The 14993-nt window shown below is 66.5% G+C and carries 14 protein-coding genes and 1 pseudogene; 2 read left to right on the forward strand and 13 right to left on the reverse strand.

Features of this window, described 5'->3' with window-relative positions; genetic code table 11:
• Positions 1-130: 130 nt before the first annotated feature.
• The 4 genes and pseudogenes from recG to sciP form a co-directional block, all read right to left on the reverse strand.
• Complete coding sequence (gene recG / locus ACZ1HC_RS12145) at positions 131-2227, reverse strand: ATP-dependent DNA helicase RecG (protein ID WP_472700210.1); 2097 nt, start codon at positions 2225-2227, stop codon at positions 131-133.
• Positions 2224-4417: pseudogene (ligA, locus tag ACZ1HC_RS12150) on the reverse strand (NAD-dependent DNA ligase LigA). Before ligA ends, recG begins: the two are co-directional and overlap by 4 nt.
• Positions 4418-4510: 93 nt before the next feature.
• The gene (gene ctrA, locus ACZ1HC_RS12155) at positions 4511-5218 is read right to left on the reverse strand and encodes a response regulator transcription factor CtrA (protein ID WP_472700211.1); all 708 of its coding nucleotides are present in this window, start codon (positions 5216-5218) and stop codon (positions 4511-4513) included.
• 94 nt (positions 5219-5312) lie between these two features.
• Positions 5313-5588 carry a CtrA inhibitor SciP gene (sciP, locus tag ACZ1HC_RS12160; RefSeq protein ID WP_472700212.1) on the reverse strand — a complete coding sequence of 92 codons (276 nt, stop codon included), beginning with the start codon at positions 5586-5588 and terminating at the stop codon, positions 5313-5315.
• A 147-nt stretch (positions 5589-5735) separates the two neighbouring features.
• Between sciP and mnmA the strand changes: the two genes are divergently transcribed.
• The gene (mnmA, locus tag ACZ1HC_RS12165) at positions 5736-6908 is read left to right on the forward strand and encodes a tRNA 2-thiouridine(34) synthase MnmA (RefSeq protein ID WP_472700213.1); all 1173 of its coding nucleotides are present in this window, start codon (positions 5736-5738) and stop codon (positions 6906-6908) included.
• Here the strand turns inward: mnmA and ACZ1HC_RS12170 are convergent.
• Entirely contained in the window at positions 6880-7290 is a 411-nt protein-coding gene (locus tag ACZ1HC_RS12170; RefSeq protein WP_472700214.1) for a SufE family protein, read from the reverse strand. The two genes, mnmA and ACZ1HC_RS12170, sit on opposite strands and share 29 nt — an antisense overlap.
• 110 nt (positions 7291-7400) lie before the next feature.
• Here ACZ1HC_RS12170 and ACZ1HC_RS12175 point away from each other — a divergent pair, with 110 nt between their 5' ends.
• The gene (locus ACZ1HC_RS12175) at positions 7401-7886 is read left to right on the forward strand and encodes a hypothetical protein (RefSeq protein ID WP_472700215.1); all 486 of its coding nucleotides are present in this window, start codon (positions 7401-7403) and stop codon (positions 7884-7886) included.
• A 435-nt stretch (positions 7887-8321) separates the two neighbouring features.
• Here the strand turns inward: ACZ1HC_RS12175 and ACZ1HC_RS12180 are convergent.
• The 8 genes from ACZ1HC_RS12180 to pyk all read right to left on the reverse strand — a co-directional run bounded on the left by ACZ1HC_RS12180 (position 8322) and on the right by pyk (position 14909).
• A protein-coding gene (locus ACZ1HC_RS12180; RefSeq protein WP_472700216.1) for an IS5 family transposase occupies positions 8322-9102 on the reverse strand; the annotation gives its coding sequence in 2 pieces (ribosomal slippage) (positions 8322-8766 and positions 8765-9102; 783 coding nt in all).
• Positions 9103-9218: 116 nt separating this feature from the next.
• Positions 9219-10301: a phenylalanine--tRNA ligase subunit alpha gene (gene pheS, locus ACZ1HC_RS12185; RefSeq protein WP_472700836.1), complete on the reverse strand. Its 1083-nt coding sequence runs from the start codon at positions 10299-10301 to the stop codon at positions 9219-9221.
• A 60-nt stretch (positions 10302-10361) separates the two neighbouring features.
• Positions 10362-11726, reverse strand: coding sequence for a cytochrome P450 (locus ACZ1HC_RS12190; RefSeq protein ID WP_472700217.1), 1365 nt, complete (start codon positions 11724-11726; stop codon positions 10362-10364).
• 10 nt (positions 11727-11736) lie between these two features.
• Positions 11737-12336: a VPLPA-CTERM sorting domain-containing protein gene (locus ACZ1HC_RS12195; RefSeq protein WP_472700218.1), complete on the reverse strand. Its 600-nt coding sequence runs from the start codon at positions 12334-12336 to the stop codon at positions 11737-11739.
• 181 nt (positions 12337-12517) lie between these two features.
• Complete coding sequence (gene rplT, locus ACZ1HC_RS12200; protein WP_472700219.1) at positions 12518-12877, reverse strand: 50S ribosomal protein L20; 360 nt, start codon at positions 12875-12877, stop codon at positions 12518-12520.
• Positions 12878-12893: 16 nt separating this feature from the next.
• Positions 12894-13094, reverse strand: coding sequence for a 50S ribosomal protein L35 (rpmI, locus tag ACZ1HC_RS12205; protein WP_472700220.1), 201 nt, complete (start codon positions 13092-13094; stop codon positions 12894-12896).
• A gap of 108 nt (positions 13095-13202) precedes the next feature.
• Positions 13203-13430, reverse strand: coding sequence for a hypothetical protein (locus tag ACZ1HC_RS12210; protein WP_472700221.1), 228 nt, complete (start codon positions 13428-13430; stop codon positions 13203-13205).
• 33 nt (positions 13431-13463) lie between these two features.
• Positions 13464-14909, reverse strand: a complete 1446-nt coding sequence (pyk, locus tag ACZ1HC_RS12215) for a pyruvate kinase (RefSeq protein ID WP_472700222.1) — start codon at positions 14907-14909, stop codon at positions 13464-13466.
• Positions 14910-14993: the final 84 nt, after the last annotated feature.

The following is a 14993-nucleotide window of genomic DNA, read 5'->3' on the forward strand; positions in this document are numbered from 1 at the left end:
TGATCGTGGTGACGGTCAGCGCGACAACGCCAACAAGGTCGGACAAGAATTCACGGGACATGGCAACTCCTATGTGTTGCTGATTTGTTCTCATGTTCCGGGCGATTCTGTAAAGAACATTTTAAGAACTTCAGCCGACGGCGATCAGGCGGATCGCCTCGTCCTGGCTCATCAGCCACATCAGCATCCGAATCGCCTGGCCCCGCTGGCTTTCCAGCCCGGGATCCTGTTCCAGCAGGTTGCGGGCATCCTGGCGCGCGACCGCCATCAGCCCGGCCTGATGTTCCAGATCGGCGATGCGGAACCGCGGCAGGCCGGACTGCGCCGTGCCGATGACGTCGCCCGCCCCGCGCATCTCGAGGTCCACCTCGGCGATGCGGAAGCCGTCCTCGGTGTCGCGCAGGGTGGTCAGCCGCCGGGCAGCCGCATCGTTCAGCGGCGGATGATACATCAGCAGGCAGGTCGAGGCCCCCGATCCGCGCCCCACGCGGCCGCGAAGCTGGTGCAGTTGCGCAAGCCCGAAATTCTCGGCCCGCTCGATCACCATGATCGTGGCCTCCGGCACGTCCACGCCCACCTCGATGATCGTGGTCGCCACCAGAAGCCTGGCCCGGCCGCTGGCGAAATCGGCCATGGCCGCGTCGCGCTGTTCAGCCGGCATCTGGCCGTGGACCATCCGCACGATGTCGCCGAAGCGGGCGCGCAGCGACTGGAAGCGCGCCTCGGCCGCGGTCAGATCCGTGACCTCGCTTTCCTCGACCAGCGGACAGACCCAATAGGCCCGGGCGCCCTGGTCCAGCACCCGGCGCAGCCGGTCCGTCACCTCGTCCAGGCGCTGATCGCTGATCATCACCGTGGCGATAGGCTTGCGGCCCGGCGGCTTCTCGTCCAGGACCGAGATGTCGAGGTCGCCGTATTGCGTCAGCGCCAGGGACCGCGGGATGGGCGTGGCGGTCATGATCAGCATGTCCGGCGGAACCTGCCCCTTGGCCGACAGTTCAAGCCGCTGCGCCACACCGAAGCGGTGCTGTTCGTCGATGATCGCAAGGCGCAGGTCGTGGAAGGCCACGCCGCGCTGGAAGACGGCGTGGGTGCCCACCAGAATGTTGATCCGCCCTTCGGCCAGATCCTCCAGCAGTTGCGCGCGCAACTCGCCCTTGTCGCGGCCGGTCAGCGCGGCCAGCCGGATCCCCGCGGCGCGGGCCAGCGGCTCCAGGGCCCGGGCGTGCTGGCGGGCCAGGATTTCGGTTGGCGCCATCAGCACCGCCTGGCCGCCCGCCTCGACCGCGACCAGGGCCGAAAGCAGCGCGACCAGCGTCTTGCCCGACCCCACATCCCCCTGCAGCAGCCGGTTCATCCGCCGGTCGCTGCCCATGTCGGCGGCGATGTCCTGGACCGCGCGGATCTGGGCGCGGGTCGGCGGCCAGGGCAGATGCGCCAGCACCGCCCGGCGCAGCCGGCCGTCGCCTTCGCTGGGCCGTCCCTTCAGCCGCCGCTTGTCCCGCCTGACAAGCGCCAGCGTCATCTGATGGGCCAGCACCTCGTCATAGGCCAGCCGCGCCCGCGCCGGCGCCTCGGACGACAGCTCCCGCGCCGACTTAGGGTCGTGGGCCTGCCGCAGCGCGGTCCCGAAATCGGGCCAGCCGCGCTGCGCCAGCAGCTGCGGGTCGATCCATTCCTGCATGGGCGGCAGGCGGGTCAGCGCGGCCTCGACGGCCTTCACCATGCCCTTGCGCGTCAGGCCCGCGGCCAGCGGATAGATCGCCTCGAACTCGGCCGGCAGCGGATCCTCGGGGCGCTGGATGTGGTCGGGGTGGACCATCTGCGCCAGGCCGTCGAACAGTTCGATCTTCCCGCTGACGATGCGCCGGGCGCCGGTGGGAAGCTGGCTTTCGATCCATTCCTTGCGCGGGTGGAAGAAGACCAGCGTCAGGTCGCCCGCCCCGTCCCCGCACTGGACGCGCCAGGGGCGGCCCTTCGCGGCGGGCGGATGGTGGCGGCCCACCGTCACCTCGACCGTCACGATCTCGGGCGGGCGCGCCTCGGCGATCCGGCCGATGCGGCGTCGGGTGATGCCGCTGCCGGGCAGGGTCAGCACCAGGTCGCGCGGCCGCTCGATCCCCATCTGGGCCAGGGCCTCGCGGCCCTTTGGACCGATGCCCGGCAGGGTGTCGATGCCGGCGAACAGCGGAAACAGCGCCGGCGGCCGTCCCTTGGGCTGGGTCATGAGCCGCCCGCGATGCGCAGCCATTCGTCCTCGTCGATGACCTTGACGCCCAGTCCAGCGGCCTTGGCAGCCTTCGAGCCGGCGCCCGGCCCCGCGATCAGCAGGTCGGTCCTGGCGCTGACCGACCCGGCCACCTTGGCGCCCATCGCCTCGGCGCGCGCCTTGGCCTCGGCCCGCGTCATGCGTTCCAGGGTGCCGGTGAAGACCAGCGTCTTGCCCGAGATCTCGGTCTGTTGCATCTGGCGGGCCTGGGCGGGGATGACCTCGATCTGCGCGATCAGCCGGTCGATGCTGGCCCTCTCGGCTGGCTGCGTGAGGGTGGTGACCAGAGACTGCACCAGGACCGTGCCGATGCCGTTGATCGAGGTCAGTTCGGACCAGGTCGGGCTGGCGGCCATCAACTGACGGCGCGCCCTGTCGTCGGGGGCCGCGAAGGCGGGTTCGGCCGCGGCGGCGTCCACCGCGGCGATCAGGGCGTCCCAGGTGCCGAAATGGCGGGCGAGGATCCCGGCGGCGACCTCTCCGACATGGCGGATGCCCAGGGCGAAGATCAGCCGCTCCAGCGGGATCCGGCGCTTGTCCTCGATGGCGGCGAACAGCTTCTCGACCGAACGGGCGCCGAAACCCTCGCGGTTCTTCAGCCGCGCAATGTTCTGCGCGTCGCGCTCGGCCAGGGTGAAGATGTCGGCGGGTTCGCGGATCGGCAGCATCGGATCGGCGAAGAACATCTCGATCTGCCGGGCACCAAGCCCGTCGATGTCGAAGGCCGCACGGCTGACGAAGTGCTTCAGCTTCTCGATCGCCTGGGCGGGGCAGACCAGGCCGCCGGTGCATCGCCGCACCGAATCGCCCGGTTCGCGAATCGCGGCAGAGCCGCATTGCGGGCAGGTTTCGGGAAAGCGATAGGGCTGGCTGTCGGCGCGCCTGCGCGCCAGATCCACATCCGCGATCTTGGGGATCACGTCGCCGGCGCGATAGACCATCACCCAGTCGCCTTCGCGGATGTCGCGGCCGTCCCAGAATCGGGTTCCCGTTGCTGTCGCGGCCGGCGATGTAATCTTCGTTGTGCAGGGTGGCGTTCGACACCACCACCCCGCCCACCGTCACCGGCTCGAGACGCGCGACCGGCGACAGCGCGCCGGTGCGGCCGACCTGGATCTCGATCCGGTCCAGCCGTGTCCAGGCGGTCTGCGCGGGAAACTTGTGGGCCAGGGCCCATCTGGGCGTCGTCGAGCGGAAGCCCAGCCGCGACTGATAGGACAGGTCGTTGACCTTGTACACGACCCCGTCGATGTCATAGCCCAGCGTCGCCCGCTGCTGTTCGATCTCGGCCCAGACGGCCAGCATCTGTTCGGCGTCGTGGCACAGGCGTGTCAGGGGGTTCGTCCGGAAGCCCAGGGCCGCCAGCCGTCCGACGGCCTCGATCTGCGTCTTGGCCAGCGCCTCGCTGAGCTGGCCCCAGCCATAGGCGAAGAACCGCAGCGGCCGCGAGGCGGTGACGGCGGGGTCGATCTGGCGCAGCGATCCGGCCGCGGCATTGCGCGGGTTGGCGAAGACCCGGCCGCCTTCCGCGGCGTTCAGCCGCTGGAAATCCGCATGGCTCATGTAGACTTCGCCCCGCACCTCGAGGATCCGGGGCGCGCCATCGGGCAGGCGCCTGGGGATCTCGGCGATGGTGCAGGCGTTGGCGGTGACGTTTTCGCCCACGGTGCCGTCGCCGCGGGTCGCGGCCTGGACCAGAACACCGTCCTCGTAGCGCAGTGACAGCGACAGGCCGTCGATCTTGGGCTCGGCGGTGAAGGCCAGATCCGCAGGATTCAGGCCCAGGAAGCTGCTGACGCGGGCCACGAAATCCGCCACGTCTTCGGCGCTGAACCCGTTTTCCAGCGACATCATCCGTTGCGCGTGGACGACCTTGCCAAACCCCTCGGCAACCGCCCCACCGACCGCCCGGGTCGGACTGTCTGGCCGCGCCAGGTGTGGAAAGGCGCGCTCGAGCGCCAGCAGGCGCCGCTTCAGCGCGTCGTATTCCGCGTCGGACAGAACCGGCGCATCCCGGGTGTGATAGTCCTCGTTGGCTTGGGCGATCCGGGCCGACAGATCCGCCATCTCGTCGGTCGCGCGCTTCTCATCAAGCGCGGCCGGATCGGGCAGCACCGTTCCGCTGTCGCCCCGCCCTGCATCCGTCATCGCCGCCTCCGCCTTCCGTTCGTCCCCTTCTATACGACGTTCGGAAGGCGAGGCGACAGGGGTTGTCGCAGAGGTCGGTTGTCGGCTGCCGCGTCAGGCGCCGATTGCCAGACGGTCGGCCTTCGGGGTGGGTTCGCGCAGGACATAACCCCTGCCCCAGACCGTCTCGATATGGCTGTCGCCGCCGATGGCTTCGGAAAGCTTCTTGCGCAGCTTGCAGATGAACACGTCGATGATCTTCAGTTCGGGTTCATCCATGCCGCCGTAGAGATGGTTCAGGAACATCTCCTTGGTCAGCGTCGTGCCCTTGCGCAGGCTGAGCAGTTCGAGGATCTGGTATTCCTTGCCCGTCAGGTTGACGGCCTTGCCGTTGACCTGCACCGTGCGCGCGTCCAGATTGACGACGATCTCTCCGGTCTTGATGATCGCCTGGCTGTGGCCCTTGGATCGGCGGATGATGGCCTGGATCCGGGCCTGCAATTCCTCGCGGTTGAAGGGCTTGGTCATGTAGTCGTCGGCGCCGAAACCGAAGCCGCGCAGCTTGCTCTCGGTATCGTCCGACCCGGTGAGGATCAGGATCGGCGTGTCCACCCGGGCCAGCCGCAGGTGGCGCAGAACCTCCATCCCGTGCATGTCCGGCAGGTCCAGATCCAGAAGGATCAGGTCGTAGTCGTAAAGCTTGGCTAGGTCGATCCCCTCCTCTCCCATGTCCGTGCGAAAGACGTTGTAACTGGCGGCAGTCAGCATCAGTTCGATGGCCCGCGCCGTGCTGGGATCATCCTCGACCAACAGAATTCTCATGAACTTAAGCCCCGATTCGTGTCTCACCTGGTATTAGCATCAACCGATTAGGTTAATATGTCGTTACCATATCTCAGGGTTGATGTCGCGCAATCTATGGTTGCCGGAACCGCTGGATCGAGGTGATCTTCAATGCGGCGGGCCCGTGGACCTTCATGGCGCGTGCCCAGCTGTCCAGCTCTTCCTCGGACAGGCCATAGCGGCGCAGGGCTTCCTCCCTCGGGATCAGGCCGTGGATGACCGCATTCACCACCGTTTCCTTCCGGCTTGCCACCCACCGCGTGTTTTCGGGAGGCAGGTCGGCAAGGGTCAGGATCCTGCCGTCCGGCAGGGTGACGGTGCGCGGGGTGTTGGTTTTCTTCAAGAACATTACCACCTGTCCTATGTCGCTTGCCACGACAGTCGCGCAGATCCTCTAAGACCACGTTGAGGATGACAGGTTTTTCTGCGGTATGACGCTTGAGAATAGGCAGCATTTGCCTATATTTCGACGCAATCTTTAATCCTTGGATCCGTCATGACGCTTCACCACCGCGCCCCTGCCGGCGCGACCGCCCTGAACAGCCTGGGCTTTGCCAAGCCCCCGGCGCAGACCCGGGTGGTCGTGGCGATGTCGGGTGGCGTCGACAGTTCGGTGGTCGCGGCGAAGCTGAAATCCGAAGGCTATGACGTCATCGGGGTGACGCTGCAGCTTTACGATCACGGTGCGGCGCTGGCCAAGAAGGGCGCCTGCTGCGCCGGCCAGGACATCCACGACGCGCGGCGTGTCGCGGAACGGATGGGCTTTCCGCATTACGTCCTGGACTATGAAAACAGGTTCCGCGAATCGGTGATCGACGAGTTCGCCGACGCCTATCTGGCGGGGGCGACGCCCGTGCCCTGCATCCGCTGCAACGAACGGGTCAAGTTCCGCGACCTGCTGGAGACGGCCCGTGATCTGGATGCCGACTGCATGGCGACCGGCCACTATATCCAGCGCAAGGACGGGCCGCACCGGGCCGAGCTTCACATGGCCGCCGATCCCACCCGGGATCAGAGCTATTTCCTGTTCTCGACGACGCAGGAACAGCTTGATTTCCTGCGGTTCCCGCTGGGCCATCTTGAAAGCAAGGCGCAGACCCGCGCCTTGGCCGCCCAATACGGGCTGGCGGTGGCGGACAAGCCCGACAGCCAGGACATCTGCTTCGTGCCGGATGGCGACTATGCCCGGGTGATCGAGAAGCTGCGCCCCGACGCCGCCCAGCCGGGCGAGATCGTGGACCTCGAGGGCAAGGTCCTGGGCTGGCATGGCGGCGTCATCCACTATACCGTCGGGCAACGCCGGGGGCTGGGGATCGGGGGCCTGGGCGAGCCGCTGTATGTGGTGCGGCTGGATCCCGATCAGCGGCGCGTCGTGGTGGGCCCGAAGGCGGCGCTTGCGACCGCGGTCGTTCCCGTCAGCGAGGTCAACTGGCTGGGCGATCAGGCCCTTGTCGGCGAGATCCCGGTGATGGTCAGGATCCGGTCCACCCGTCCGCCGCGTCCGGCGATCCTGCGGCCCATCGACGCCACGCGGGCGCGGGCCGAGGTCGAACTGCTTGACCCCGAGGAAGGCGTCAGCCCGGGCCAGGCCTGCGTCTTCTACGAACCCGACGGCACCCGCGTCCTGGGCGGCGGCTGGATCACGCTGCGTCGGCGCAAAGCTGCCTGATCCGCTGGATCATGGCGCGCAGCCCGTTCGACCGCTGCGATGACAGATGCTCGTCCAGACCCAGGCGGGCCAGTTCGGCCTGCGCGTCGATCCGTCCCACCTCGGCCACCGGCACGCCCGCGTACAGCGCGTGCAGCACCGCGATCAGTCCGCGCACGATCATCGCGTCGCTGTCGCCCTGGAAGTCGAATCGGCCGTCGTCGATCATCGGCATGATCCAGACCTGGCTGGCGCAGCCCTCGACCTTGGTGGCGGGGACATGCAGGGCCGGGTCCATCGGCGGCATCGCCCGCCCCAGTTCGATCAGGTGGCGATACCGGTCCTCCCAGTCATCCAGGAAGTCGAAGGTCTCGGCGATGTCTTCGAAGGCTTGGGTTGCCATGGGGCGGTCCTTTTGGCCTGTGGTTAGCGCGGCCGGGCGGCAAGGTCAAAGTGCCTTTATCCCGAGGCGGATTTCCCCTAACACATCGAAAACGCCAGAGGGATGGTGACATGAGCAAACTGACCGCGCCCCTGCTGATCGCCGTGCTGGCCCTGTCGGGCTGCGGCCAGGGCGGCAGCGGCTGGAACCCGCTGTCCTGGGGCAGCGCGCCCACCAGGACGCTGGAGCCCGAGGGCGGCTATACCCAGGTTTCGGACACCCGCCCGGACATCCCCCAGATCACCGCCGCCCGGTGGGAGCCGCTGAACGAAGGCCGCCTGCTGGTGGTGAACGGCTTCGCGCCGGTCAGGGGCTATTCCTCGGTGGCGCTTGTCACCGCGCGCCCGATGCCGGGCGATCGCCTCTCGCCCGACGCGGACGGCGTGCTGAGGCTGCGGCTGGTGGGCGTGCCCCCCGCCCCGGGCTATCCCGCCCTGCCCGCCCGCCCCGGCGTGGACGACATCACCGCCGCGATGGCGATCTCGTCGGTGCAACTTTCGCGGATCGTGGCGGTCGAGATCGCGAGCGCAGGAAATGTGGTGAGGTTGGGGCGGTAGATCGCTTTCGGCGGCCAAGACTTTAGGTTCAATCGACTTCGGGGGAAGGCCAAACGGCTAGCAACAGGAGTTCGCGTTAGTCCCATCCCATGGCAAGCCCAAGAGCTTTTGTCGCTGAAGCTGAAGCTACAGACCTTAGGATATCATACGCTTCCTTTGGCGCTGATTTCCTGAGCCGGCGCCAAAGGGTTTCGTCGGCAATAGCCTCGGCGGCATCGTGCCCGGCGGGAAGAAGTCGAACTCTGCCCCCATAGAAATCGGGTCCGCGCTGCTGGTCGACAAACTCTATCAATCTGGCCTTCTCAAGTTGAAGAAGTTGGTAGTCCCGGCTGCGCCATTCTGGTCGTGCCTCGGTTCCGCAAAGTGAAAAGCTCCAGTCGTCGAAACAGGGGGCGAAGCGGCTTTGAATATTTTTTCCGGTCGGGTCATCCTAGGTCATGTTGACAAATGGCGGAGCCAGAGCTTGATGCATGCGATGTCGATGAAGCCGCGGAAGCTTTCTGCGGTTTTGTCGTAGCGGGTTGCCAGCCGACGGCTGTTTTTCAGCTTGTTGAAGCAGCGCTCGACCATGTTGCGCAGGGTGTAGATGGTCATGTCGACAGCCTTGCGCACCCTTCGGTTCTTTCGCATCGGTATCATGGGGAGGGCGTTGCGGCTCTCGATGTCTTCCCGAATTTTATCAGAGTCATAGCCCCTGTCTGCGACCAGGACGGCTGGCTGCGGCAGGTTGTCGGCCATCACCAGATCATAGCCGGTGTAGTCGGAATCCTGCCCCGGCGTGATCTCGGTCCTCATCGGGAGGCCAGCGCCGTTGACGCGGAGATGGATCTTGGTCGAGAAGCCACCTCTCGAACGGCCAAGAGCCTCTTTCGGAGTCCCCTTTTGCGCCCGCCGCATGATGATGGGCGCGGATCACGGTGCTGTCGATCATCTGCAGCTTGTCCGGCGCGATCCCAGCGTGGTTCAGCGCGTCCAGGATATCCTCCCACAGCCCGGCAAGGGTCCAACGGCGGAACTGCCGGTAGACCGAGGACCACTTGCCGAACTCTTCGGGCAGGTCGCGCCACGGCGCACCAGTCCTTGCGATCCAGAAAATGCCATCCAGAACAAGACGATGGTCCGCAGGCTTGCGCCCGTTCGGATGCCGGACGGCTCGGATGAAGCCCTCAAAGAATCCCCATTCGTCGTCGGACATCAGGTTGCGTGCCAAGCTCATCTCCTACGTAGAGAGCAGCTTGAATCACAGCGCGAACGCCGGTGGAACCCCTTTTGTCAACATCACCTAGTCTTCGAGTTCAAGAATTAGAACCCGCATAAGATCGCGGTCGCGCTTCACCTGCTCAACCCTCCGCTCACACTCGGCACATCCCCCGCGGCAAAACCGTAGTGCCGCAGCCACCGCAAATCGCTTTCGAAGAACGCCCGCAAATCCGGGATGCCGTATTTCAGCATCGCGATCCGGTCGATGCCCATGCCGAAGGCGAAGCCCTGCCACTGGTCGGGGTCGATGCCACCGGCGCGCAGGACCTTCGGATGGACCATGCCAGAGCCGAGGATCTCCAGCCAGCTGTCCCCCTCGCCGATCTTCAGCTGGCCGCCTTCCCAGGAACAGCGGATGTCCACCTCGGCAGAGGGTTCGGTGAAGGGGAAGTGGCTGGCGCGGAAGCGAAGCTCGACCTCGTCCACCTCGAAGAAGGCGCGGCAGAACTCCTCGAGCGTCCATTTCAGTTGCGCCATGGAAATGTCGCGGTCGATGGCCAGCCCCTCGACCTGGTGGAACATCGGCGTGTGGGTCTGGTCCATGTCCATGCGATAGACGCGGCCGGGGCAGATCACGCGGATCGGCGCGCCCTGTTCCTGCATGGCGCGGATCTGGACGGGGGACGTATGGGTGCGCAGCACATGCGGCGGGCGGTCGTCGCCCGGCGCGCGGTGCATGAAGAACGTATCGTGTTCCTGCCGCGCGGGGTGTTCGGGGGCGATGTTCAGCGCGTCGAAGTTGTACCAGTCCGATTCGACCTGCGGGCCTTCTGCCACCGAGAAGCCCATGTCGGCGAAGATCGCGGTGACTTCCTCGGTCACCTGGCTGATCGGGTGGATGGTGCCCCGCGGGCGCGGGCGGCCCGGCAGCGTCACGTCCAGCCATTCGCCGGCCAGCCTCGCCTCGAGCGCCGCATCCTCGAGCGACAGCTTGCGCGCGCGCAGGGCCGCGTCCAGTTCGTCGCGCAATTCGTTCAGGGCGCGGCCAATGGTCTGGCGTTCCTCGGGCGACATGCGGCCCAGTTCGCGCATCTTCAGGCTGATCTCGCCCTTCTTGCCCAGGGCGGCAAGGCGCACCTCCTCGATGGCGGCGGGATCGGCGGCGCCGTTGATGCGGTCAAGCCATTGCTGGCGCAGCGGGGTCAGATCGTCCATCGTCATGCCTCGTCCTTGTCGGGCAAGGCGTTAGCATTTGCGGCGCCAAGGGGGAAGCCTTCAGCGCGGCGCCACGTCCAGCCACACCCCGCCATGCGGGCGCAGGGTCAGGATCATGCGCGGCTGCGGCGTGCGCCCCGGGATCGCGCGGAACCGGAAGCGCGCGAGAAGGGTGGCCAGGATGATGACGGCTTCCTGCATGGCGAAGCTGGCACCGATGCAGATGCGCGGACCCGCCCCGAAGGGAAGATAGGCATAGCGGTCGGGCGCGGTCAGGAAGCGGTCGGGGTCGAAGGCATCGGGCCTTTGCCACAGCAGGTGGTGGCGGTGCAGCGCATAGATCGGCAGCATGACGGTATCGCCCGGCAGCACCTCGCGCCCGCACAGCCGGTCCTGCGCCTGGGCCGTGCGGGACAGGAAGGCCGCCGGCGGATAAAGGCGCAGCGCCTCGGAGACGATCCGCCCGATCAGCGACAGCCGCGGAAGATCGGCGGCCGTGGCGGCGCGCCCGGCCAAGACCTCCTGCGCCTCGGTTGCGGCGCGGTCCTGGACGGCGGGATCGAAGGCGCACAGATACAAGGCCCAGGCCAGCGTCAGGGCCGTCGTCTCGTGCCCGGCGACGATGAAGGTCAGCAGGTTGTCGCGCAGCTCATCGCGGGTCATGGCGCGTCCGGTTTCGGGATCGGCGGCGTGAAGCAGCAGATCCAGCAGATCGGGGGCGCCCTCGGTGCGGGGGCGCCGCGCCCGTGCGTCAATCGCCCCGTCGGCGATCGCCTTCATCCGGGACAGGCCCGGCCGCGACAGCATCCGCCCCGGGCGCGGTATCCAGCCCGGCAGCCCCAGCACGTCCAGCAGCGAGACCTTGGCCGTCTGGGCGATGTAGGCGTCGATGGCCTGATGCACCGCGTCGCGGTCGAAGGCGTGATCCCCGGACAGGGTCACGTCCGAGATGACCGCAAAGGTCGCGGCCACCGTTTCCTCGAACAGATCCACGGGACCGCGCGCGGCGTCCAGGTGCCGGCAGGATTCCTCGGCGGCGGCCGTCATGATCGGACCAAGCGCCTCGACATGGCGGAGGGCGAAGGCCGGGGCGACCGCCCGGCGCTGCCACCGCCATTGCGGCCCTTCGGCCACGAACAGGCTGTCACCGATCGCCGGTTCCAGGATCTGCTTGGTGACGCTGGACTTCGGATAGTCCTCGACCCGGTCCTTGAGGATGTGGCGCAGGGTCGGCGGGTCCATGACCATGTGGAAGCGCAGGCCGGTCCTGCCCGACACGATTGGCTGGCGCGTCGCGATCTGCGGGATCAGCTCCAGCAGATTGCGACGCGCTGTCAGTGCTGTGCCGATAATTCCCAGCGGTTGCCGGGCCAGAACGACTTTCACGGGCTCCGGGGCCGGTTGACCCTGGACGCCCGTGGTCATGTTCCCGAAATCAGGCAGCCGCCTTCCTGCGGCGCATCAGGGCGAAGGACACCAGTCCCGCCAGCATCAGCCCACCGGCCGCCGGAACCGGCACCGGGGCGATCTTGACCGAGTCCACGTCGAACCCGTCGAAGCTGGAGGTCGAGGGGTATTCACGCGTGGTCACGTCCACAAGCCGGATGTATTCGAAGCTCTGCCCGATCTTGATCGTGCTGACCTTGGCCGTGTTGAAGATCGTGCCCACAAAGCTGGTCACGTCGCTGAGCACCGAATAGATGTCCACGGCCTCGTAGTGGTTGGCACGCGCGGGACCGTGGAAGGTCACTTCCTCCAGCGTCAGCAGCGTGCCGGGGCCATAGCTTGCCCCGTCAAAGCCCAGAGTCAGATAGCCGCCCTTGCCCAGCGAATAGAAGCGTCCGTCGGTTTCGCCCAAGGCGTTTTCGACGGTAAGCCGATCGTTCGCACCGCAGGATGAGGGCCGCGCCGTGCAGGTGCCATAGACGGTCTCGTCGTCGATGATCCTGGTGGCATAGGTCGCGGCTTGCGCAGCGCCTGCCGCCACGGCCAGGACGACACTCAACAACGACAGGCGAATGGTGCGGTTCTGCATGTTTTACTCACTAATAAGGAACGTCTGGCTATCCGTAGCAAAGGTTAACGGCCTGCGGTCGGTTCCGCCAGTTAAGGAAGCTTAACATCACGAAAGGGTGAAGGCAAGCAAAGGCCGGTACAACAAGCAAAAAAGCCCGCCAGGATGGCGGGCTTTCCAGAAGGTATCTCCGTGCGGGAAGTCAGGCAGCGGCTTTCGCTTTTTCGACGATCGCGCCGAAGGCGTCGGGCTCGTTCACCGCCAGGTCGGCCAGAACCTTGCGGTCCACCTCGATCCCGGCCTTCGCCAGCAGGTTGATGAAGCGCGAATAGGTCATGTCGGCGTCCACCAGACGGACGGCCGCGTTGATCCGCTGGATCCACAGGGCGCGGAAGTTGCGCTTGCGGGTCTTGCGGTCGCGGGTGGCGTACTGGTTCGCCTTGTCCACGGCCTGAGTGGCGGTGCGGAAGTTCCGCGAACGGGCGCCGTAATAGCCCTTGGCGGCGTCCAGAACCTTCTTGTGGCGGGCGTGGGTGACCTTGCCGGATTTGACTCGTGCCATTGTTCAGTCCTTCCGTTCAGCGGTTATAGGGCATGTATTTCTTGACGATCTTGGCATCCGCGTCCGTCAGGACGGTGGTGCCGCGCGCGTCGCGAATGAACTTGATCGTCCGCTTGATCATGCCGTGGCGCTTGCCGGCCTGGGCGGACTTCACCTTCCCCGAGGCCGTGAACGAGAACCGCTTCTTGGCGGCCGACTTGGTCTTCATCTTCGGCATTTTCGTCTCCTTGGATCAGAGTGAACATGCGGCTCGGCAATGCCTGGTGGCCGGCCGCACGGGCAGGAAGCGCGCCGTATAAGCGCGCGTGGCGGATTTGGCAAGGGCTCAGGGCGTTGCTGTCGCGCCGCCGGTCAGGCGCGCCCAGGCCTGCGGCACCTGTCCCGGCCCGAACGGCTCGGGCGACAGGTAGGCGGCGGCAAAGATCGCCGCGATCCCCAGGATCAGCATGATCGCGGCCGCGCGCGGCGGGCGAACCTGCAAAAGCTGCACGACCGCCGCGACGACGGACAGAAGGCACAGCGCGATGCCGCCCAGCAACAGGTAATCGGACATGGAGGCCCCCGTGATGATGTTACCGCCAGCGGCTTATTCTGGATCGGAGGCGAAGATCAAGCGTTCGTCGCAGGGGGCGATGCGCACGATATTGGTGCTGCCCGGCACGTTGAAGGGCACGCCGGCGATCACCACCACCTGCCGGGATTCGTCGGCAAAGTTGAACTCTCGCGCGGCGCGGGTGGCGTTGACCACTGCCTCCTTGAAGCGGCCCAGTTGCGGGGTGATGACGCAATGCGTGCCCCAGGTCAGGCACATGCGGCGCAGCACCGATTCGACATGGGTCAGCGCGATGATCGGAACCCGCGGGCGTTCGCGCGCCACCAGGCTGGCGGTCTTGCCCGACTGGCTGAAGGCGCAGATGGCGGCGATGTCGGTGGTTTCCGCGATCTCGCGCGCGGCGGTCACGATGGCGTCGGCCACGGTGTGCAGCTTGTTCTGGCGCGAGGCCTCGATGATGGCGCGATAGTTGCTGTCTGCCTCGACCGAACGGGCGACGCTGTCCATGGTCCGCACCGCCTCGATCGGATAGGCGCCCGCGGCGCTTTCGGCCGACAGCATCACGGCGTCGGCGCCTTCGTAGATGGCATTGGCCACGTCGCTGACCTCGGCCCGGGTGGGCATCGGGCTTTCGATCATCGATTCCAGCATCTGCGTCGCGACGATGACGGGCTTGGCGGCGGATCGGCACTTGCGCACCAGGCGCTTCTGGATCGGTGGGACGGAGTGGATCGGCAGTTCCACCCCCAGATCGCCCCGCGCCACCATGATCCCGTCAGACACCGCCAGGATGTCGTCGAAGGCATCGACCGCGGCCGGTTTCTCGATCTTGGACAGGATCGCCGCGCGGCCCCGGGCCAGGGCGCGCGCTTCCTCGACATCGGCGGCGCGCTGCACGAAGGACAGCGCCAGCCAGTCCACGCCAAGCTCGCAGGCGAATTCCAGGTCCGCGCGATCCTTGTCGGACAGCGCCGCCAAGGGCAGCACCACGTCGGGGACGTTCACCCCCTTGCGGTCGCTGATCGTGCCGCCCACGGTCACGGTGCAGTCGGCGAAGTCCGGGCCGCAGTCATCGACGCGCAGGCGGATCTTGCCGTCGTTCACCAGAAGATTGCTGCCCGGAACCAGGGCCGCGAAGATTTCGGGATGGGGCAGCTGCACCCGGTGGGTGTCGCCGGGCGCCGCGTCCAGGTCGAAGCGGAAGCGGTTGCCCTCCTCCAGGTCGCAGGCGCCGGCGATGAACTGGCCCACCCGCAGCTTCGGACCCTGAAGATCGGCCAGAATCGCGATGGGGCGGCCGGTGTCGGCCTCGACCTCGCGAATCGCCTTGTGGCGGTCGCGGTGGTCGTCGTGGCTGCCGTGGCTCATGTTCAGGCGAAAGACGTCGGCGCCGGTATCGAACAGCGCACGGATCATGTCCTTGGTGCTGGATGCCGGACCCAGGGTTGCCACGATCTTGACGTTGCGATGTCGTCTCATTCCTGCGCCCTTTTTGCCGTTTGCGCTAACTATGGTCCAGAACGCCGGTGGCTGCAACTGGCGCACGAGACCACCTTGGCATAG

Source organism: Paracoccus sp. BR5-17 (assembly GCF_055693925.1).